Origin of the sequence: Mesorhizobium temperatum, assembly GCF_002284575.1 — a bacterium.
Classification (GTDB): domain Bacteria; phylum Pseudomonadota; class Alphaproteobacteria; order Rhizobiales; family Rhizobiaceae; genus Mesorhizobium; species Mesorhizobium temperatum.
The window spans coordinates 224,154-245,182 of the sequence record NZ_NPKJ01000048.1 but is presented as its reverse complement, the minus strand read 5'-3'; the positions used below and the strand labels follow the sequence as shown (position 1 = coordinate 245,182).

The 21,029-nt window shown below is 61.2% G+C and carries 21 protein-coding genes; 16 read left to right on the top strand and 5 right to left on the bottom strand.

Annotation, left to right across the window (positions count from 1 at the left end; all coding sequences use genetic code 11):
- Positions 1-3: 3 nt before the first annotated feature.
- Entirely contained in the window at positions 4-726 is a 723-nt protein-coding gene (locus tag CIT26_RS17165) for an HAD family hydrolase (protein WP_095493669.1), read from the top strand.
- Here CIT26_RS17165 and CIT26_RS17160 read toward each other — a convergent pair.
- Entirely contained in the window at positions 710-1,474 is a 765-nt protein-coding gene (locus CIT26_RS17160; protein ID WP_425350352.1) for a class I SAM-dependent methyltransferase, read from the bottom strand. The genes CIT26_RS17165 and CIT26_RS17160 overlap by 17 nt on opposite strands.
- Positions 1,475-1,482: 8 nt before the next feature.
- Entirely contained in the window at positions 1,483-3,168 is a 1,686-nt protein-coding gene (locus CIT26_RS17155; RefSeq protein WP_245319456.1) for a long-chain fatty acid--CoA ligase, read from the bottom strand.
- Here CIT26_RS17155 and CIT26_RS37665 point away from each other — a divergent pair.
- From CIT26_RS37665 to CIT26_RS17125, 6 genes are all read left to right on the top strand, one after another.
- The gene (locus tag CIT26_RS37665; protein ID WP_245319455.1) at positions 3,131-3,598 is read left to right on the top strand and encodes a hypothetical protein; all 468 of its coding nucleotides are present in this window, start codon (positions 3,131-3,133) and stop codon (positions 3,596-3,598) included. The genes CIT26_RS17155 and CIT26_RS37665 overlap by 38 nt on opposite strands.
- Positions 3,599-3,764: 166 nt before the next feature.
- A complete protein-coding gene (locus tag CIT26_RS17145; RefSeq protein WP_095493666.1) occupies positions 3,765-5,357 on the top strand; it encodes an ABC transporter substrate-binding protein in 1,593 nt (530 codons plus the stop codon).
- Positions 5,358-5,415: 58 nt separating this feature from the next.
- Positions 5,416-6,423, top strand: coding sequence for an ABC transporter permease subunit (locus tag CIT26_RS17140; RefSeq protein ID WP_095493665.1), 1,008 nt, complete (start codon positions 5,416-5,418; stop codon positions 6,421-6,423).
- Position 6,424: 1 nt separating this feature from the next.
- Positions 6,425-7,342 (top strand): ABC transporter permease subunit, encoded by a 918-nt coding sequence (locus CIT26_RS17135; RefSeq protein WP_095493664.1) that lies wholly within the window; start codon positions 6,425-6,427, stop codon positions 7,340-7,342.
- Positions 7,343-7,344: 2 nt separating this feature from the next.
- Positions 7,345-8,220 (top strand): ABC transporter ATP-binding protein, encoded by an 876-nt coding sequence (locus CIT26_RS17130; RefSeq protein WP_095493663.1) that lies wholly within the window; start codon positions 7,345-7,347, stop codon positions 8,218-8,220.
- Positions 8,217-9,047: a dipeptide ABC transporter ATP-binding protein gene (locus tag CIT26_RS17125; protein WP_095493662.1), complete on the top strand. Its 831-nt coding sequence runs from the start codon at positions 8,217-8,219 to the stop codon at positions 9,045-9,047. The genes CIT26_RS17130 and CIT26_RS17125 overlap by 4 nt, the downstream gene beginning before the upstream one ends.
- 231 nt (positions 9,048-9,278) lie before the next feature.
- On the opposite strand, the gene CIT26_RS17120 is transcribed toward CIT26_RS17125, so the two are convergent.
- The 3 genes from CIT26_RS17120 to CIT26_RS17110 all read right to left on the bottom strand — a co-directional run bounded on the left by CIT26_RS17120 (position 9,279) and on the right by CIT26_RS17110 (position 10,756).
- Positions 9,279-9,812 (bottom strand): DUF2380 domain-containing protein, encoded by a 534-nt coding sequence (locus tag CIT26_RS17120; RefSeq protein ID WP_095493661.1) that lies wholly within the window; start codon positions 9,810-9,812, stop codon positions 9,279-9,281.
- Between the two features lie 126 nt (positions 9,813-9,938).
- Positions 9,939-10,265: a hypothetical protein gene (locus CIT26_RS17115; protein WP_095493660.1), complete on the bottom strand. Its 327-nt coding sequence runs from the start codon at positions 10,263-10,265 to the stop codon at positions 9,939-9,941.
- A 65-nt stretch (positions 10,266-10,330) separates the two neighbouring features.
- The gene (locus tag CIT26_RS17110) at positions 10,331-10,756 is read right to left on the bottom strand and encodes a globin family protein (protein ID WP_095493659.1); all 426 of its coding nucleotides are present in this window, start codon (positions 10,754-10,756) and stop codon (positions 10,331-10,333) included.
- 307 nt (positions 10,757-11,063) lie between these two features.
- On the opposite strand from CIT26_RS17110, the gene CIT26_RS17105 reads away from it, so the two are divergent.
- The 9 genes from CIT26_RS17105 to CIT26_RS17060 all read left to right on the top strand — a co-directional run bounded on the left by CIT26_RS17105 (position 11,064) and on the right by CIT26_RS17060 (position 20,963).
- Entirely contained in the window at positions 11,064-12,185 is a 1,122-nt protein-coding gene (locus CIT26_RS17105; protein WP_095493658.1) for a PQQ-dependent sugar dehydrogenase, read from the top strand.
- Positions 12,186-13,096: 911 nt separating this feature from the next.
- Positions 13,097-14,020 carry a Flp pilus assembly protein CpaB gene (cpaB, locus tag CIT26_RS17095; protein WP_245319454.1) on the top strand — a complete coding sequence of 308 codons (924 nt, stop codon included), beginning with the start codon at positions 13,097-13,099 and terminating at the stop codon, positions 14,018-14,020.
- A 40-nt stretch (positions 14,021-14,060) separates the two neighbouring features.
- Entirely contained in the window at positions 14,061-15,497 is a 1,437-nt protein-coding gene (locus tag CIT26_RS17090) for a type II and III secretion system protein family protein (protein WP_095493655.1), read from the top strand.
- Between the two features lie 2 nt (positions 15,498-15,499).
- Entirely contained in the window at positions 15,500-15,763 is a 264-nt protein-coding gene (locus CIT26_RS17085; protein ID WP_029357007.1) for a hypothetical protein, read from the top strand.
- A 29-nt stretch (positions 15,764-15,792) separates the two neighbouring features.
- Positions 15,793-17,004 (top strand): CpaE/TadZ family protein, encoded by a 1,212-nt coding sequence (locus tag CIT26_RS17080; protein WP_095493654.1) that lies wholly within the window; start codon positions 15,793-15,795, stop codon positions 17,002-17,004.
- Entirely contained in the window at positions 17,001-18,419 is a 1,419-nt protein-coding gene (locus tag CIT26_RS17075) for a TadA family conjugal transfer-associated ATPase (RefSeq protein WP_095493653.1), read from the top strand. Before CIT26_RS17080 ends, CIT26_RS17075 begins: the two co-directional genes overlap by 4 nt.
- A gap of 3 nt (positions 18,420-18,422) precedes the next feature.
- Positions 18,423-19,388 carry a type II secretion system F family protein gene (locus CIT26_RS17070; RefSeq protein ID WP_095493652.1) on the top strand — a complete coding sequence of 322 codons (966 nt, stop codon included), beginning with the start codon at positions 18,423-18,425 and terminating at the stop codon, positions 19,386-19,388.
- Between the two features lies 1 nt (position 19,389).
- Entirely contained in the window at positions 19,390-20,358 is a 969-nt protein-coding gene (locus tag CIT26_RS17065; RefSeq protein ID WP_095493651.1) for a type II secretion system F family protein, read from the top strand.
- Between the two features lie 134 nt (positions 20,359-20,492).
- Positions 20,493-20,963 carry a tetratricopeptide repeat protein gene (locus tag CIT26_RS17060; RefSeq protein ID WP_095493650.1) on the top strand — a complete coding sequence of 157 codons (471 nt, stop codon included), beginning with the start codon at positions 20,493-20,495 and terminating at the stop codon, positions 20,961-20,963.
- The last annotated feature ends 66 nt before the right edge of the window (positions 20,964-21,029 follow it).

Here is a 21,029-nt window from a genome sequence, read left to right as displayed (position 1 = left end):
GGCTTGGCCGAGATCAAGGGAATATTGTTCGACAAGGACGGCACGCTTGTCGACTTCAATGCGACATGGCTCGGCGTTGCCGATTTCATGGCGATGGATGCGTCGGAGGGCGACCGCTGGAAGGCCGACAGGCTGCTTGCCGCGGCGGGCTACGATTTCGCCACCAAACGCTTCAAGCCCGATTCCATCTTTGCCTCCGGCACCAACATGGATGTCGTCGAGCTTTGGTTTCCGCGACTGTCCGACGAAGACCAGATGCTTGCCGTCGCTCGCTTCAACGAGATCACGTCGGTGCAGGGCTCGTCGATGGCGGTGGCGCTGCCGGGCATCGTCGAGACGCTTGGCGTTCTTCACAGGAAATCCTACCGGCTCGGCGTCGCCACCAACGATTCGACCACTGGCGCGGAAAAGACATTGCTGACGCTGGGTGTCGCGCAGCTGTTCGACGCCGCCTATGGTTACGACGCGGTGGCCAATCCGAAACCGGCGCCGGATACGATCCTTGCCTTCTCGGACCTGACCGGCCTGAGGCCGGCCGCGATCGCCATGGTCGGCGACAATCGCCACGATCTGGAGATGGCGCGGGCCGGCGGCTGCGGTCTGGCGATCGGCGTGCTCTCCGGCACCGGCACGCGGGAATCGCTGTCGCAGATTGCCGACGTTATTCTGGATTCGGTTGCCGACCTGCCCGATTTTCTTTCGGCAAGAGTCAAGGAGACGACCTGAACTCGCAGGGCTGCTCCGGCTCGAACGAGAAGACACCGCTCGGCTTCATTGCAGCGTCCCCGACTTCGCCGACATCCGGCACCTGGTATTCGGCCAGTAGGCGAAGCCGCGAGCGGGGCAGGTAGGCCCGGCCCGGGTCGCCGATCAGCACATTGATGCCGGCGGCCAGGCAGCGATCGAGGAAGGGGATGACCCGGTCGGCGAGATCTTGCCCGTAAAACAAGTCGCCGGCCACCACGACATCCACCGGCGGCGGCGAACCAGCGGTGATATCCTCGCCGACCACCGTGATCGCAACACCGTTCGCCACCGCATTGAGACCGAGCGCGACGATGCCGTTGCGGTCGATCTCGGACGCGATCACTTGGCTGGCGCCGGCCTTTGCCGCGGCGATGCCGACGAGGCCTGACCCGGCGCCGAGGTCGAGCACGCGAAGCCCGGCCACGGTCTCCGGCCGATCGAGGATGTAGCGGGCAAGCACCGCGCCGCCGGCCCAGGCATAGGCCCAGTAAGGTGGCTGCGGCTCGGGCCCGTACCCGTCGGCTTCGGTTCCTTCTTCTTCCGGCTCGGCTGCTTGTCCTTCTTGATGCGTGAGCCGCCACAAACCGCTCGCTGGATGGGCTGCATAAAGCCGGATTTCGGGAAGCTCGGGAACAGGGGCGATACGCATGTTCGCCTTGATGAATGTCAGCGGATCGGGACGGAAAAGCGCGTCCGCCGCGTCGTCGGCAGTAAGGCAATCGCGCAAAATTATCCCTATCCCCGTAACGCCCGCCGCAGGATCTTGCCCACCGGCGTTTTCGGCAGTTCGGTCCGAAACTCGATGTATTTTGGCCGCTTGTAGCCGGTCAGGTTCTCGCGGCAATAGACGGTCAGCACCTCAGCGGTCAGCAACGGGTCCTTCTTGACGACGAACAGCTTCGGCACTTCGCCTGAATGCTCGTCCGGCACGCCGATCGCCGCCACTTCGAGCACGCCCGGATGCAGGGCCACCACTTCCTCGAGTTCGTTCGGATAGACGTTGAAGCCGGACACAAGGATCATGTCCTTCTTGCGGTCGACGATCTTGATGTAGCCGCGCTCGTCCATGAAGCCCATGTCGCCTGATTTGAAGAAACCATCCTTGGTCATCACCTTGGCGGTCTCATCCGGCCGGTTCCAGTAGCCGGCCATCACCTGCGGTCCGCGGATGCAGATCTCGCCGACTTCGCCGAGCGGCAAATCTTTGCCGTCGTCGTCGCGGATGGCGATCTCGGTCGAGGGCAGCGGCAGGCCGATCGTGCCGGTGAAGTTGCCATTGCTGAATGTGTTGGCGGTGGCCACCGGCGAAGTTTCCGAAAGCCCGTAACCCTCGGTGACCGGGCAGCCGGTCAGCGCCTTCCAGCGCTCGGCGACGCCCTTGTGCACCGCCATGCCGCCGGCCAGCGTCAGGATCAGCGGCTTGAAATCGAGCTTGCGGAAATCCTCATTGTTGAGCAGCGCGTTGAACAGCGTGTTGAGGCCTGGAAAGATGTGGATCGGGTATTTGCCGAGTTGCTTGACGAAGCCGGGAATGTCGCGCGGATTGGGAATGAGTATGTTCTGGCCACCGAGTTGCATGCCCATCAGCGCGTTCACCGTCAGCGCGAAGATATGATAGAGCGGCAGCGCGCAGATGAAGTTGAGATGCGCCGGTTTCGGCTTGACCGTGAAGGCGTCCTCGATCCAGAGCGCGTTCTGCGCGACGTTGGCCAGCACGTTGCTGTGCAGCAGCACCGCGCCCTTCGAGATGCCGGTGGTGCCGCCGGTATATTGCAGGAAGGCGACATCGTCGGCAGCGACCTTCACCGGCTTGAAATTCATGCCGGTGCCTGCTTTCAACGCGGCGTTGAACTTGACATGGCCCGGCAGCGACCAGGCCGGCACCATCTTCTTCACGCGGCGCACGACGAGATTGACGATCGTCCCCTTTAGGCCGCCAAGCATGTCGCCCATCGCCGCGACCACGATATGCTTGATCGCCGTCTTGGCGATCACCGCCTGCAAGGTGTTGGCGAAATTCTCGAGAATGACGATGGCTTGCGCACCTGAATCCTTGAGCTGATGTTCCAACTCGCGCGGCGTGTAGAGCGGGTTGATGTTGACCACAATATAGCCGGCGCGCAGCACTGCCATCATCGCCACCGGATATTGCAGCACGTTCGGCATCATCAGCGCCACGCGTGCGCCCTTCTGCAGTCCCGTCGACTGCAGATAGGCGCCGAAGGCGGCCGATTGCCGCTCGACTTCCGCATAGGTGATGGTCTTGCCCATGCAGGTGAAGGCAGGCCGGCTGGCATACTGCTTGCAGGCGTCGGCGAGCAGATCGCCGATGGAGCCGAAGGGCAGGGCGCCGATCTCGGCCGGAACGACCTTCGGATAGCTCTTGAGCCAAGGCTTTTCCGGCGCAACCGCTTTCGGCAATCTCGTGGCCGGGCCCGGCTTCGACGCCGATGAAGCCGTTGTCGGGGCCGCTTTCGGCTTGGCAACGGCGTTGGCCGTCGGCGCCTTTGGCTTGTCGGAGCTGGCCGGTTTTGCGGCAGTTTTGGCCTTCGCTTTCGCTGGGGCCGTCGTCCTTGGTGCTTTTGCCACCTGTCCCTCCCTCGGTTGTTCTTATTGTCTCTGCTTGCCCGCCGCGTTGCCTCCGAATGCCAGAGACGTCCTCGCTGCTGCCGGCATCCAGGAAATCCAGCCTGCCAACTATGTATTGCGACTATCGGCAGCCGTGCAAGTCTGCCCCTGCGGCAAGACGGGAAGAAAATCTTCCGCGCCAACGACCAGCCGAAGGTCGCAGTTCCTCACCAACGCCGGGTTGAAGATCAATAAAAAAATGCAGTCGTTAACAATACCGTGATAGGCAGTAATTGACATTTCCTTCTCCTTTTTGGCGAGTGCGCAGAAATAAATTCTGCTTCCCATGGGGTAGGCAAGCGGGGTGTTCCAAAGCCGGAAAAACGGTGCTTATATGCGCGCTTCGCGAGCCTGATAGAGGGGCTTGGAAGAACATCAGGGAGTCCTCCATGAAAAAGAAACTGACTTTTGCGGCCGCGTTGCTTGCCGCAAGCGTCCTCGGCGGCATGGCCAATGCGAAACAACTGGTCTACTGCTCGGAGGCGTCGCCGGCCGGCTTCGACCCATCGCCGTGGAGCGGTGGCAACGACTTCGACGCGTCGTCGCGCACCATCTATTCGCGCCTGGTCGAGTTCGAACACGGCAAGACCACCATCAAGCCTGGCCTCGCCGAGAGCTGGACGGTTTCCGACGACGGTCTCGAATACACGTTCAAGCTTCGGCCGGGTGTGAAGTTCCAGACCACGGACTACTTCACGCCGACGCGCGATCTCAACGCCGACGACGTGATCTTCTCCTTCGAACGCCAGTGGAAGAAGGAAAACCCGTGGTTCGATTATCTGGCAGGCACCGGCTGGGAATATTTTGCCGGCATGGGCTTCCCGGATCTTCTCAAGGAAATCGTCAAGGTCGACGACCTGACGGTGAAATTCGTGCTGAACAAGCCTGAAGTCGCTTTCCTGCCGGACCTCGGCATGGATTTCGCTTCGATCGTCTCCAAGGAATATGCCGATCAGCTCGACAAGGCCGGCACCAGGCAGCAATTCACCCAGAAGCCGATCGGCACCGGTCCGTTCCAGTTCGTCGACTACCAGGTCGATGCGGTCATCCGCTATGCGGCATGGGACGGCTACTATGGCGGCCGCCAGAAGATCGACGATCTGATCTTCGCCATCACGACCGATCCGGCCGTGCGCGCGCAGAAGCTGAAGGCAGGCGAGTGCGATATCATGTCGTACCCGGCGCCGGCCGACATCGCCGGCCTGCAGGCTGACCCAAACCTCAAGGTCGACGAGCAGGAAGGCCTGAACATCGGCTACATGGCCTACAACACGACGCAGGCGCCCTTCGACAAAGTCGAGGTCCGCAAGGCCCTCAACATGGCCGTCAACAAGCAGGCCATTCTCGATGCGGTCTATCAGGGCGCTGGCCAGGCGGCCATAAACCCGATCCCACCGACGATGTGGTCCTACAACAAGGACATCAAGGACGATCCGTACGATCCGGACGCGGCCAAAAAGATGCTGGCCGACGCCGGCGTCACGGACCTGTCGATGAAGATCTGGGCAATGCCGGTCAGCCGCCCGTACAATCCGAACGCCAAAAGGGTCGCGGAACTGATCCAGGCCGACTATGCCAAGATCGGCGTGAAGGCCGAGATCGTCAGCTACGAATGGACCGAGTACCGCGAACGCGGCAAGCAGAAGGATCGTGACGGCGCCTTCCAGCTCGGCTGGACCGGCGACAATGGCGATCCGGACAACTTCCTGTTCCTGCTCGGCTGCGATGCCATCGGCCAGTCCAACTATGCGATCTGGTGCAACCAGGAGTTCGAAGCTCTGCTGCAGAAGGGCAAGGCGACCACCGACGTCGCCGAGCGCACCAAGATCTACGAGGAAGCTCAGGTCGTGTTCAAGCGTGAGGCCCCGTGGCTGACCATCGCCCATTCCAAGGTCTTCATGCCGATGAACAAGAAGGTTTCGGGCTTCGTCATGGATCCGCTCGGCATTCATCGGTTTGACGGCGTCGACGTCACCGAATAACCCCTGAGAGATTGGACGGCGGCGCTGGACTTCCGGCGCCGCCGTTCTATGAAGTAAGATGCTCCGTTATCTCCTCCACAAGCTCGCCTTGATCATCCCGACCGTGTTCGGCATATCGCTGGCGGCGTTCGCTTTCGTCCGGCTTCTGCCGGGCGACCCGATCCTGGCCCTGGCCGGCGAGCGCGGCGTCAGCCCGGAACGCTACGCGGAGCTTATCGAGCGGTTTGGCTACAACCGGCCTTATGTCGTCCAGTATCTCGAGTATATCGGCAGAGTCCTGACCGGCGACTTCGGCATATCGCTCGCCACCAAACGGCCTGTGCTCGGTGAGTTCCAGGCATTGTTTCCGGCCACGCTGGAATTGGCGACGATCGCGCTGATCATCGCCGTGCTCATCGGCATTCCCGCCGGCATCTTCGCCGCGGTCAAGCGCGGATCATGGTTCGATCAGGCGACGATGGGTGTGGCGCTGACCGGCTATTCGATGCCGATCTTCTGGTGGGGGCTGCTGCTCATCATCTTCTTCTCCGGCTATCTCGGCTGGACCCCGGTCTCCGGCCGCATCGGCCTTCAATATTTCTTCAGGCCGACGACGGGGTTCATGCTGATCGACAGCCTGATCTCCGGCAAGAGCGGCGCGTTCAGGTCCGCCGCCAGTCACCTGATCCTGCCGGCGATCGTGCTGGCGACGATTCCGCTTGCCGTCATAGCGCGCCAGACGCGGTCGGCGATGTTGGAGGTTCTGGGTGAGGACTATGTCCGCACCGCGCGCGCCAAGGGCCTGGCGCCGCGCCGTGTCATCGGGCTTCACGCTTTTCGCAATGCGCTGATCCCCGTCGTTACCACCATCGGCCTCCAGGTCGGCACGCTGATGGCGGGCGCCATCCTGACCGAAACGATCTTTTCCTGGCCCGGTATCGGCAAGTGGATGATCGACGCGATCGCCAAGCGCGACTATGTCGTCGTCCAGAGCGGCTTGCTGATCATAGCACTGATCGTCATGGCGGTGAACCTGATCGTCGACGTGCTCTACGCCGTCATCAACCCACGTATCCGGGTGCAGTGAGATGACCGACCAAACCACGGCAGAAGCCACCGCCGCTGCCATTCCGACCGGCGGCCGGCAACGCGCATTCACCGAGTTCTGGCATTACTTCTCGATGAACACCGGCGCCGTCATCGGTCTGGTCGTGTTCTCGGCGCTGGTGCTGGTGGCGATTTTCGCGCCGCTGGTCGCGCCGCATTCGCCTGACGAACAGTTTCGCGATGCGCTGCTGACGCCCCCGGCCTGGCAGGAGGGCGGCAGGTCGATGTTCCTGCTCGGCACCGACGCAGTCGGCCGCGACATGCTTTCGCGGCTGATTTTCGGGGCGCGGTTCTCGCTGTTCATCGGACTGGTCGTCGTGGTTTTCTCGCTGACCAGCGGCATTATCTTAGGCGTGCTCGCCGGCTATTTCCGCGGCTGGGTCGATACGCTGATCATGCGCATCATGGACGTCATTCTGGCCTTCCCGTCGCTGCTCCTTGCCCTGGTGCTGGTGGCGATTCTCGGACCCGGCCTGTTCAACGCCATGCTGGCGATTGCGCTGGTGCTGCAGCCGCATTTCGCGCGGCTCACACGCGCGGCGGTGATGGCCGAAAAGAACCGCGAATATGTGATCTCCGCCAAGGTGGCCGGTGCTAGTCATCTCAGGCTGATGGTGAAGACGATCTTGCCGAACTGCATGGCGCCGCTGATCGTGCAGGCGACGCTGTCCTTCTCCAACGCCATTCTCGAGGCCGCGGCTCTCGGCTTCCTTGGCGTCGGCGCGCAGCCGCCAACGCCGGAATGGGGCACGATGCTGGCCACGGCACGCGAGTTCATCCTGCGCGCGCCATGGGTGGTGACCTTCCCCGGCCTTGCCATCCTGATCACGGTGCTTGCGATCAACCTGATCGGCGATGGGCTGCGCGATGCCTTCGATCCCAAGCTGAAGAGGTCGTGACCATGCCTCTTCTCGAAATCAAGAACCTTACCGTGTCCTTCGATACCGCCGCCGGACCGTTCATGGCGGTGCAAGGCATCGACCTGTCGATCGAGCCGCGCGAGGTGCTGGCGATCGTCGGCGAATCCGGTTCCGGCAAATCGGTGGCGATGCTGGCGGTGATGGGGCTTTTGCCGAACACGGCGACAGTGAAGGCCGACCGCATGGCCTTCGACGGCGTCGACCTGCTTGAGCTCAGTCCCTCCGAGCGCCGCAAGATCGTCGGCAAGGACATCTCGATGATCTTCCAGGAGCCGATCGCCAGCCTCAATCCATGCTTCACCGCCGGCTTCCAGATCGAGGAGGTGCTGCGCTTCCATATGGGCATGGACCGCGCCCAGCGCCGGGCCCGCGCCATCGAGCTGATGAAGCTGGTCGGCATCGCCGATCCGGAAGAGCGGCTGAACTCGTTCCCGCATCAGATGTCGGGCGGCCAGTGCCAGCGCGTCATGATTGCCATCGCCATCGCCTGCAATCCGAAGCTGCTGATCGCCGACGAGCCGACCACCGCGCTCGACGTCACCATCCAGAAGCAGATCCTCGATCTTTTGGTTGGCCTGCAGGCCAAATACGGCATGGGGCTAATCATGATCACCCACAATATGGGCGTCGTGGCGGAGACCGCCGACCGCGTCATCGTCCAGTACAAGGGCCGCAAGATGGAGGAGGCCGACGTTCTGTCGCTGTTCGAGCAGCCGAAGAGCAACTACACGCGCGCGCTGCTGTCGGCGCTGCCGGAAAACGCCGTCGGCGACCGGCTGCCGACCATTTCCGACATGCTGTTCGAACCGGCTCCGTCTGCTGCGGGAAGCGGGCCGGCAACGGGAGCCGCGCCATGAGCGTAACGGTTCTCGAAGGCAAGAACATCGTGCGCGACTATCATGTCGGCGGCGGCCTGTTTCGTCCCTCGCGCACGGTGCACGCGGTCAAGGGCGTCTCGTTCAGCGTCGACAAGGGCAAGACACTGGCCATCGTCGGCGAAAGCGGCTGCGGCAAGTCAACGCTCGCACGTATCATCACCCTGATCGATCCCGCGACAGCAGGCGAGCTCTTCATCGACGGCAACAAGGTCGACATCGCCAGGGATGGGCTGACGAAGGAGATGCGCCGCAAGGTGCAGATCGTCTTCCAGAACCCCTACGGTTCGCTCAATCCGCGCCAGAAGATCGGCGACGTGCTGGGCGAGCCGCTGCTCATCAACACCGACACGCCGGCCGACGAACGGCGCGATCTCGCCATGAAGATGCTAAAGAAGGTCGGCCTCGGACCCGAGCACTACAACCGTTACCCGCACATGTTCTCGGGCGGCCAGCGCCAGCGGATCGCCATTGCCCGCGCACTGATGCTCAATCCGAGCCTGTTGGTGCTCGACGAGCCGGTCTCTGCGCTCGATCTGTCGGTGCAGGCGCAGGTGCTCAACCTGCTTGCCGACCTGCAGGACGAGTTCAAGCTGACCTATGTCTTCATCAGCCACGACCTGTCGGTGGTGCGCTACATCGCCGACGACGTGATGGTCATGTATTACGGCGAGGCCGTCGAATATGGTTCGCGCGACGAGGTCTTTGCCGACCCCAAGCACAGCTACACCAAGACGCTGTTTGCGGCGACGCCGCGCGCCGACGTCGCCAGCATCAAGGCGAGGCTGGCGAAGAAGAAGGCCGCCTGACGCCGCAATTCAAGGGCCGGGAGGATGCCGCCGACTGGATCAGGCGCGTGCGCGAAGCGGCGTTGAACACGAGAGGGGGCGACATGCTCGACGGCGCGCGCTGAAAATATTGGTGCCGCTTGCGTGACTAGAACACGCGACGGCATCGCATTCCTGCCGGTCTGATCACCGAAGCTATTTGCATTGCGTTGCTGTCGGCTATCCATTTCGGTCGCCGGACTTCCGCGATACCTACGGAATGCAGTGCTTCTCGATGTCGCGCGCCGTGAACTCTGCTGCTCGTCGCCATGCTTCGTCGGTATCTCCCCGGTAAGTCAGGTATCGATCGCAGACAGGTTTGTTGTTGCTCAAATCCAACACTGCAAACTTCACCCAGCCGACCAGCGTGCTCATCTTGTGCATCTGACCGATCAGGAGATATTTCGCGCTGGCTGTTCTTGCCTGTTTCGAGAGAGCGACAAGGCCGGGGTCCTTGATGGTGCACTGTTCTGGCTGACAGGGTAACGCGACGAGCTTGATCTTCTCCGAAAGGCCATCCTGCAACGCAACGCCAAATGCCTTCAGTCGCGCTTCGTGTTCGGCGGTCTGGTCCCTGACTTCGCCTGAAGTATCCCTGAACTCGAAATCCGCGACGGCGAGGGTCGCTGGCTCGACGACATCGGCAAAAGCGGCCGACGCAAGTAGACCAGCGCCCATCAGGATCAGGAAAAATTGTCCACACTCAAAAAGTCGAAATCGAACTTCCGCACTTTGCACCTTGAGCATCTCGTTTCTCCGAGGTTAGGACGATAGCCATCCCAATGGCGGTGCCGATTGTCTCTTCGCGCTGTGGAAGGCGCGGAAGCAGGCGCAGACTATCCGGTTGCGTCGCAACGTCAACTTTCAACCCGTTTACTGGGTGGACTCCACCTCCGCGACAACCAGCTTGCCTTTGGCGCGCGAGATTTCGAGTGCCTGGCCGGGTCCTGTCAACGCGCCCGGGACCGAGATCACGAACGCCTGGCCCTCGGTAAGGGTCGCGACGAAGCGTACTGGCAAACTTTCTTCGCCCGCCGCCATCGTGGTGACCACCCGGTAGCCGTCATCCGCCTCCGTGTAGTAGACGACGCCGTGAAAGTTGCCGAGATCGACGGTCCCACCCTGACGGGCCTTGAGTTCGCCGGCGGAAGCGGAACTTGCCACAGCGCAAAGCGCCGCAAGAGCTGTGTATCTGAGCATGGTGTTTCTCTCCATTTGGAATTGTCGTTCGGGTGGATGGTCGCCTGCGGCTGCATCCCAAAAAATCACGCCGCGAGCTGATCCTCGCGGGCAGCCGCGATCATCACACTTGCGAGCAAACCGTAGGCTGCCTCCCAAGCCTCGCGGACCGGCGGCGTAAAAGCCGTGCCGAGGCCGGCCGCCAGCGTATCGATGAGCGCTTGCCCGACGATCGGGTAATGACGCTCCTCGACGCCGTAGGCCACGTGACGCCTGGCGAGCACGCGCACCGTCGGGAGGATGGTGTCGGCACGGTCCAATCCGTGCACGACGAAGCCCAAGCTCGCCATCAGCTTGGCGCCTTGCTTGGTCATGTCTCTGACCGGAAACAGCGCGCGAAGATCCGCGTCGATCGCGAACAGGCGTTCATAGAACAACGCCGCGGCGGCCACGCGGATCGGGACGATCTCGCGAAAACTGTCCTGGACAGGTCTGATCTGGTCGGGTGTCATCGGCGACGCTCCTGCGTTCCTGGCTTGGGGTGAACCATCGCCCCAAAGCGTTTCGCGTGCATGTCGCCTGCGCGTAGATGTGTTTCAGTTGTGTCTCAATTAGTTTTCAGTTCGCGCTCATTTGTCTTCTTTTTCTGTAGAGGCGCGCTGAGGGTGTCACATGCGCCGGGCTCGTCCCGTCGGCAAGGACACGGTCACGGCGAAAATCCAGGCGCGCCTCGCCAGCTTGGAACCGCATCGGCAGTCGGTCATTATATCGGGGAGCCGGCGGCTCCTCCCCTATACCCCCCGTTCGGATGGAGAAATCATGCTGCGGATATTCATTGCTTCGTCTTTTCTTCTTGCCCTCGGTGCGCCCTCGCTCGCGCAGGACAGCAGCATCGAGAGCGAAACAGGCCGCATTGCGGTCGAGACCTTTGCCGAAGGGCTCGAACATCCCTGGGGCGCGACCTACCTGCCCGACGGCGTGTTGCTGGTCACCGAGCGTCCGGGGCGCCTGCGGCTCGTCTCGACCGACGGGGCCGTTTCCGATCCGATCGACGGTGTGCCGGACGTCCTCGCCGGCGGGCAAGGCGGCCTGCTGGATGTGGCGCTCGATCCGGACTTTGCCAACAACCGGACGGTTTATCTCTCCTACTCGGAGGAACGCGGCGGCGGCGCGGCCACGTCCGTCGGCCGTGGACGCCTGGACGAGAACGGCAGCGCGCTCTCGAACTTCGAAGTGATCTTCCGGCAGGAACCGGCCGTCTCCGGCCGGAACCACTACGGCTCCCGCCTGGTATTCGCGCCGGACGGCAAGCTCTTCGTCACGCTCGGCGAGCGCTTCAAGATGCGGCAGGCGCAGGACCCGAACAATCATCTCGGGACGATCGTCCGCATCAATCCCGATGGTTCTGTGCCTGACGACAATCCTTTCGTCGGCAAGGACGGCGCCGACGAGATCTGGTCCTACGGCCATCGCAATGTGCAAAGTGCTGCGCTCCATCCCGAAACCGGCGTGCTCTGGACGGCGGAAATGGGACCGCTCGGCGGCGATGAGCTAAACATTCCGGAAGCAGGCAGGAATTACGGCTGGCCCGTGGTCAGCTGGGGCCGCCACTATTCGGGCAAACGCATCCCCGATCCGTCGACGAGGCCGGAGTTTGCCGACTCCATCCATAGCTGGACGCCCGTCATCTCGCCTTCCGGCATGACCTTCTACACCGGCGACATGTTTGCCGATTGGCGGGGCGACCTGCTGATTAGCGGACTGTCGGCGGAAGGCATCGTTCGTGTCAGGATTGACGGAAAGCAGGTCGCCGGCGAGGAAGTCCTCGCTCTCGGCAGGCGTATCCGGGACGTGGTGCAGGCTCCCGACGGCGCGGTCATGGCATTGACCGACGAGCCAGCGGGAAAAATATTGCGACTGTCGCCGGCAGCGTCGCAGTGATCCATGCGCGCCACAGACGCGATTCTCTGAAACGTTGGGGCCGATCGCGCTGCGACATCCAAAGTCTTGGAGGCCGGCTCTATCTAAGGTCATCGAGTTAAGGACGGTCGTCGCGGAATACTTCAGACACGACGTGGGCAACTTTCGTAGAGCAGCGCCAAATTAAAAGCAAAATCATTACCATCGAAAGCACGGAAACAGAGAATAGTGAAAAGAATCCTAGTACAGCCAGAAAAGGGTCCGATGCTATCGTCAGTCTTGTCTCGTCAGAAAACAATTTTGAATACGATATTTCCATTCTAATAGAATCAATGTTGAAAAACAAGATGACAATCGCACACGTAAATACAATTAAGAATATGGCGACGGAAAGCGTACGTTCCAACTTGTCACCATCACTGTACAAGATCGGTTTCGCCATGGGTCAGCCCAGATATCCAACTGCATGTTCCGTGTAGTCGAAACAGCTCTGCACGCCAAGATAAAACGCCAGAAAGTCCTGCCACCGGCCGTGATGTAGACGCCGGTGCCGGCGCGCTAGGTCTTGACGAGGCCGATCACCGGAACGGGGACCCGGGCGCTCACGGTAGCGACGCCATCGCAGATTAGATGGCGAAGCATTTCACAGAGGCCTGATGAACTCGTTCCTGAAAACTGTCGATTGCTCCTGGCCGCATTGACCGTGTGGGGTAACCAACAACGTGACGGCGTGCCGGAAACGTCGAAGCCAAGTGAATTTCGACCCAAAAGTAAATGGCGCTCACTCAAATTGCGGAAAAAGGTCCAAGGGTTCGGTAACCAGACGCAACGATAGCTCCAATTCGAATAAGCGAAGTTTCTAATTGTTCAGAATCGCCCGGTAGCGTCCGGCCAAAGACAAGACAAGAAGGGTGCATTTTGAGGTATCGGGCGTGAAGGGCAAAGCCATTACAATGATCGGCATCGCCGCGGTGTTCGGCGCGGCCTCGATCTTTGCCGCCGATCTCTGGATTAAGAGCGAAGCAAACGCTCGTGCCGGAGGTATTTCGCTCGCAGTTCCGACACCCGCGCCGGCGATGCAGTTTCAGACGATCGTCGTCGCCAGGGCGCCGCTGCGCTTCGGCATGGCGCTAGAGCGGACGCAACTGGCGGAAATTCCGTGGCCGCAGGATTCGCTTCCGCAGGGCGCCTTCACGACGATCAACGAAGCTTTGGCCGAGGGAAGTCGTGTCGTGCTTTCACCCCTCGAGATCAACGAGCCGCTTTTGCTTGCAAAACTGTCGGGTCCCAATGGGCGCGCGACGCTGTCGAACCTGCTTTCGCCCGGCATGCGGGCGGTGACAATCCGCACCGACGAAATAGCCGGCGTCGGCGGCTTCGTTATGCCCGGCGACCATGTCGACGTGGTGCTGACGCGCGACGCCGGCGCCATCACCGAAGTCGCGAAAAATGCCGAAGGCGCGGCCGGTTCGACGCTGACCAGCGAGATCGTGGTCGAGAGCGCCAAGGTGCTGACCGTCGGCCAGGGCGCCGACGAGCGGCAGATCAGTCCGCAGATCGCTAATTCTGTGACCATCGAGGTCAATGCCGAGGGCGCGCAGAAGGTGGCGCTGGCCCGCACGGTGGGCACGCTGTCGCTGTCGCTGCGCGCCTCAAGCGAAGGCGGTGGTTCGACAGACGGTTTGACGACCATCTCTTCATTCGGCGGCTCGGTGGCGGCCGGCGCGTCGGATGCTGCGGGCGCAGTCATCGAGGCAATCGCCGCAGAGGGGCCGGAAGCGCAAAAATTCAAGACCGTGATCGTGACGCGCGGCACCAACCCGCAATCCTATCAGGTTGTTGCGCCGGACAAGTGACACGACACCGGCAGGGGTGCCGGATTTTTGGGGACAGGCAATGTTTGGGTGGGTGGGCAATTTGTGTCGGAGCGGCGCGCATGCTGCCGGAATAGCCTTGCTGGCGATCTCGTTTGCGGCGGGACACTTTCTGGTTGGCGTTGGAAACGCTGAGGCCGGCAACGGCGTGGTTTACATTACCTCGACCAAAAACATGTCGATCAAGCTCGCCAGGGGAAAGCCCAGAACGATCAAGACCGATGTGCCGTTCTACGAGATCGTCATCGGCGATCCAGAGATCGCCAACGTCAAGCCGCTGACGGACCGCTCCTTCTACCTGCTCGGCAGTAATCTCGGCACCACGGGCATCGCTCTCTTCGACGAAAACAAGAAACTGGTCGGTACGATGGACATCGAGGTGACGCTCGACACCGACCGTTTGGCCAGCACCATCCGCGACAGCGTGCCGGGGGCCAACATAAAGGTTAGCTCGGCGAATGGCCGGCTTGTTCTGTCTGGCTCAGCCGAAGATGCGTTGGCGGTTGATAAGGCGACTCGGATCGCCACCAATTTTTCGGGCGAAGAAACGGTCATCAACTCGGTCAATATTTCCTCGTCGCAGCAGGTTCAGCTGAATGTGCGCTTCGTCGAAATCAACCGGCAGGTGGGACAGGAACTCGGCACCAAAATCGGCGTGACATACATCGGCAGCAATGGCGGCGTCTCGTTCAACTCCACCCCTTCGGTTTCTAAGGCGACTCCCGCGGCACAGCTCATCGGCGGCCTTCTCTCCAACGGCGTGTCAATCGATGTCGCCATCAAGGCTCTGGAAGACCGCGGTGTCGCGCGACGTCTTGCCGAACCGAACCTAATTGCGCGCTCGGGTGAAAAAGCGAGCTTCCTGGCGGGCGGCGAGTTTCCGATCCCAGTCTCGGAAGAGGACGGCAAGATCTCAGTCGAATACAAAAAGTTCGGCGTCAGTCTGGACTTCACACCGACCGTGCTCAGCGACGGCCTGATCGCTCTCGACATCGAGCCGGAGGTCTCCTCGATCGATAGATCGGCTTCCTACAATATCGGCAATATCTCCATCCCGGGTTTCGTGGTACGGCGCGCGCACACGTCGATCGATCTGAAAAGCGGTCAGAGTTTTATGATGGCGGGCTTGCTGCAAAGCGAGAACGACATGGTTCAGCAGCGCGTTCCAGGTCTGGGCAAGTTGCCGGTACTCGGCCCGCTGTTCAGTTCCAGAGCGTATCAGCGGCGCGAAACGGACCTGGTCATCATCGTCACGCCGTACCTCGTTAAGCCGATGGACCCATCGAAGAAGCCGCTGACGCCGGCTGACGGCACCTTGCCGGCAAGCAATGTCGATTATTTTCTGGGCAATGTGGAGGAGGTGAAAACCGCCGACGCCGCCCACAATGGCGGGATCGCAACCGACGCTGCCGCTCCAGCCACAAAAGTCGGCCACTTCCTCGATCTCCCAAAGGAATGAGCATGCGAACGCTTTCAATGATCGGCGCCGTTGCAATGCTTGCCTCTGCCAGCGGCTGTGCCACCGAGGAGACGATGCGTCTCGACGGGCTGACCCAAGGCGCGGGCAATGCGATGGCGGCCAACACCGTGATGCAGATGGTCGATCCGTGGCCTGAGGGCGTCGAACGCACCCGGCTTCGGGTGCCAGCAAACCGCGGCGCCCAGCCAAGCGCGGCCGCGAAAGCGGTCGAGGAAAAAGCATCGCAACCCACGGCCGGTTACTGATCAGGCCACCAAACGCGCGGGCGAGAAGAATGGCAAATCCCGGAAAAACCAAGCGGATCGTGCTTGTTTCCACCGACAAGAGCTTTGTGCAGAAAACGAGGACGGCGTTCGCCTCGTCGGAGGCGGTTGCGCTTGTTACGGTCGAGAAGAACGTCACCGAGTTACGCGGCGAAATCCAGGAGGCTGATTGCAGCGCGGTGATCGTCGACATGGATGCGGCCAAGCTCAACGAGATCGAGGCGCTGCAGCGCATTACGCGGCGGCTCGAGAGGCGCGCTGCAATCATCGTTGTGACTCAGGAATTCAATGCGTCCGCCGCGCGCATCCTGGTTCAGCTTCAGGTCGCCGATTTTCTGATCAAGCCGCTGACCACCGCCGATCTTGTTCGCTCCTGCGTTCGCGCGCTTGAGGGACCAGGGCGCGAAGAGAACACCGAGTCGCAAATCTACACGTTCATGCCCGCCGCCGGGGGGGTAGGCACCACCACGCTGACACTTCAAACCGCGTTCCAGCTCCACCATTCGGTAACGCGCGGATCGTCGACCTGCGTAGTCGATCTCAATTTCCAGCAAGGCTCATGCGCCGAATATCTCGACCTCGAGCCACGCTTCGACATCAACGAAATCGAGAATCAGCCGGAACGCCTTGACCGCCAGCTTCTTGACGTGATGCTCTCGAAACATGCGAGCGGTCTCTGCGTGCTGGCTGCGCCTGCGCGGCCAGCGGAGATGCGCACGTTCAACGCCGACGTGGTTGTCCGCATGCTGGACCTCGTCTCCGCCTATTTCGACAATGTCGTCATCGACATGCCGCGCACGTGGTTTCCCTGGACGGAGACCGTGCTGCTGGGCTCAAACAAGCTCTACATCGTCGCCGAAATGACCGTGCCGTGCCTGCGCCATACGCAGCGGCTGATCCAGGCCGTTTATGAGACGGTGGGCAAGGAGGTGAAGCCAAACGTCATCGTCAACCGCTTCGAACAACGCCTGTTCGAAAGCGGCATCAAGCGGGCCGACGTCCAGGCATTCCTCGGCGAGCATTTCGTCGGCGGCATCTCGAACAATTACAAGCTGGTGCGCGAGGCCGTCGATCGCGGCGTTCCGCTGCACGAGATCGACCCCAACGCGAATGTCGTCAACGATCTCAGGCGAATAGTCCTGCCTGATGAGGTCGTGGCGGAAACGCGGAAAAAGCGTTCACTGTTCGGGCTCGGCAAAAGTCTTTTGAGGAGAGCCGGGTGATCAGCCGATTTTCGACGCTCCAGAAACGCGATGCCACGCCGGAAAGCCGGCAGGAGCAGGCGCCAATCCAGCATCGGCCGGTCGTCATCCCGACGACACGCAAGCCGGCCCCGCCGAAACCCGAGGTGGGACCGGCAAAGCCCACGAAGGTCCTCGACGCCAGAATGCGCATCCACCGCATGCTGATCGAAGAGATCAACCTCGTAGCGCTCGAGCGCCTGCCGCGCGACGAGATGCAGCGGCAGGTGCATGATTTCGTCTCCGAGAAGGCGCGCGGCGAACGGCTTGCGGTCAATGTCGCTGAACTCGACGCGCTGGTGGATGACATTGTCGACGAAATGGTCGGCCTCGGCCCGCTCGAGCCGTTGCTGAAAGACCCAACCATCAACGACATCCTGATCAACGGCCATCGCAGTTGCTTCGTCGAGCGGCATGGCAAGCTCGAGCAGGTGCATATTCCGTTCAAGGACGAAGCTCACCTCATACGCATCATCAACAAGATCGTTGCGGCCGTCGGCCGCCGCGTCGATGAATCCCAGCCGATGGTCGACGCGCGCATGCTCGACGGCTCACGCTTCAATGCCGCCATCCGACCGGTCGGTGTCGACGGGCCGCTGGTATCCATCCGCAAATTCTCCAAGAATAAGCTCGGTCTGCATAAGCTCGTTGAATTCGGTGCGGTCACGCAGAACATGGCCGAAGTCCTTGCCGCCGCAGTCCATGCCCGCAAGACGACGATTATTTCCGGCGGCACCGGCACCGGCAAGACGACGATGCTGAACGCGCTGTCGGCCTTCATCCCCGAAGACGAGCGCCTGATCACCATCGAAGACGCGGCCGAACTGCAATTGCAGCAGCCGCATGTGGCGCGCATGGAGACAAGGCCGGCCAATATCGAAGGTCACGGCGAACTCAAGCAGCGCGATCTGGTCAAAAACGCGCTGCGCATGCGGCCGGACCGCGTCATCCTCGGCGAGTGCCGCGGCGAGGAAGCCTTCGACATGCTTCAGGCGATGAACACCGGCCACGAAGGCTCGATGGCGACCATTCATGCCAACACGCCGCGCGACGCGATTTCCCGTCTCGAACAGATGCTCGGCATGACCGGAATGCCGATGACCGTGCAGTCGATCCGCAGCCAGATCGCAAGCGCGCTCGACATCATCGTGCAGCTTACCCGGCTTTCCGACGGCAAACGCAAGGTCACGAGCGTCGCCGAGGTGACCGGGATGGAAGGCGACGTGATCCAGATGCAGGAGATATTTCGCTTCGTGCGCACCGGCATGGAAGCGGACGGGACGATCCTTGGCCACTTCGAGGCGACGGGCCTGCGCCCGCGCTTCCTCGAAGACCTGAAGGCGATGGGCATCGAATTTCCTGGGCGGTATTTCGAGCCTGGCAGACAGCAGGAATAATCAATGCTCGAGGGATTCAGCGCCATCTATGTGATTTATGCCGGCGCCGGTCTGACCGGCATCATGATCGCCGAAGCGTTTTACCTGCTTTATGCCGGGCACCGGGATCGCCGCATGGCGATCAATCGGCGAATGAAGCTGCAGGAGAAAAAGCTCAGCCAAGAGCAGGTGCTGATCCAATTGCGGAAAGAGCGTGGGATGGAAGGCGGTGCTTCGATGCTTTCGCTCGACCGGATTCGGGAGCTGCGGATCCAGTCCGGCATGGTCCTACCACTGCCGAAATTTCTGCTGATCACGTCGGGTCTGGCGCTTGGCATCTGCCTGTTTGCCGTTTCCTACGGCCTGCCGCTGATCATTGCACTGGCAGTGCTTCCGGTCATGTGTTTGGTCTTTCCGATCATGACCCTGCGGTTCCTGCGCAAGCGGCGGCACAAGATGTTCGGAATGCAGCTTCCAGAAGCTCTGGAACTCATCACGCGAAGCCTCAAGGCAGGGCATCCGGTTCCGGTGGCGATCTCGATGGTGGCGCGTGAAATGGCCGATCCGATCGGCACCGAATTCGGCGTGATCGCCGACGAAGTGACCTATGGCTCCGACCTGGTTTCCGCGCTGCATTCGCTGTTTGAGCGCGTCGGACACGAGGACCTGCCGCTGTTCGTCACCGCTGTGTCGATCCAGAGCAGCTCAGGCGGCAATCTGCGCGAAATCCTGGATGGTCTGTCGTCGGTCATCCGCGAGCGCGGAAAGCTGCGGCGCAAAGTGCGAGCAATCTCGACCGAGGGCCGCATGTCGGCCTACATCCTGACCGCCGTACCGGCGCTGCTGATGGTCGGCATCATGGTCATGATGCCGCAATTCTACGAGAGCGTCTGGGGCGAGCCGATGACTTGGTATCTGTTGGGCGGTTCGATCTTATGGCTAATGCTGGGCAACGCCATGATGTTCAAGATGTCGAACTTCAAATTCTGACATGGAAACCCTGATCGGCCTCCTTGCCTCCCTTCGCCCGACGTCGCTGGCGCCGGTGGCGCTTTTGCTGCTCGCCGTGGGAGGAGGAGCGATCCTCTGGCAGTGGAGTACCGCGCGTGGAGGACGCGGCGACTTGAAGCGCCGGCTCAAGGTCGAAGTCTCCGAGGTTGCGGAGGCACCCAAGCCAACCGCCGCGCCGAAACGGAACGCCAGCGCCGTCCGCGACAAGGCGATGAAAACCGCCCATGAATTCTACGCCAAAAGCGATCCGGAAAACGTTGCGCGGCTGCGGATGAAACTCATCCAGGCTGGTCACATGGATCCAGGCGCGGTCGGCAGGTTTTTTGTCATCCGCTTTGTCGGCTTCCTGGCTGGAGCCGTTGTTGCGTTTCTGGTCGTCCGCTGGTTTGGTGGTGAATCGGCAGTTCCGAGCCGCTGGACTTTCATCATCATGTCCGGTGGCGCCGGTTATTTTCTGCCGGGTCTTGTATTGACCTCGCAGGTCCGCACGAAAATGCGGGAATACCGCAATGGCTTTCCCGATTTCATGGACCTGATGATCGTCTGCGCGGACGCCGGCATGAGCATGGAGGCCGGGATCGAGCGGGTGTCGAAAGAGCTCTTCATCACTTATCCCTCGCTCAGCCAGAACCTTCAGCTTGTCTCGCTCGAACTCAGGGCAGGGCGCAGCCTTGACGATGCGCTGAAATCGTTGGCTGATCGCCTGAGTCTCGACGAGGTACGCTCCTTCGCCACGCTGCTTCAGCAATCGAAGGAGCTTGGCACCAGCCTTTCGGGCGCGCTTCGGGTTTATTCGGACGAAATGCGTCACAAGCGCATGTCGATAGCTGAGGAAAAGGCGCACGCGCTGCCGGCAAAGATGTCGGTGCCGGTTACGATCTGCATCCTGCCAGTCGTGCTGATGATCGCCATCATCCCGATCATCGTGAAAATGACGGCAGGCGACTGATCCGCTCCAGTCGATAGTTAATCCAATATGTTCGGCTTTCCTAATATTTGCTCGAAACCCGCCACCGAAGCTTAAGCCGAACCCGCTATGGTGCTTGATGAGACGGCCCGCCAAGCGGCCGGATGGGGCAGGTTATGGGGCAATCGAAATTCGCCGCGTTGGCTGCGGTCGCAGTCGTGACGATTGTGACGGGATGCACGACGAGCAGCGTCGACATCACCGAGACCACGTCGATCGCTCCGGCGACGACCGACATCAGCGAGGCTGATCTCGTATCTGGCAAGACGCAGTTCCGCGAAGCCAATTATGGGTTGGCGGAAAAGCACTTCCGCAAGGCGGTGGAACTTCGGTCCGACAATGCCGAGGCATGGCTGGGACTTGCCGCCTCCTACGACCAGCTCGGCCGCTTCGACTTTGCCGACCGCGCTTACGATCAGCTTGTTGTGGTTGCCGGCCGCCGGGCCCACATCGTCAACAATATGGGGTATTCGCAATTGCTGCGCGGCAACAAGAAAAAAGCCCGCGAATTGCTTCTGGAGGCCAAGGCAGGAATGACCGATACCTCGGTGGTCGATGCCAACCTCGCACTGATGAGCAAGCCGTAGCAGCGTTCGAACCGTTGCCAGATCCAACGAATTGCAGTTGGCTTACAGACCGCCGCGGGGTCCAAC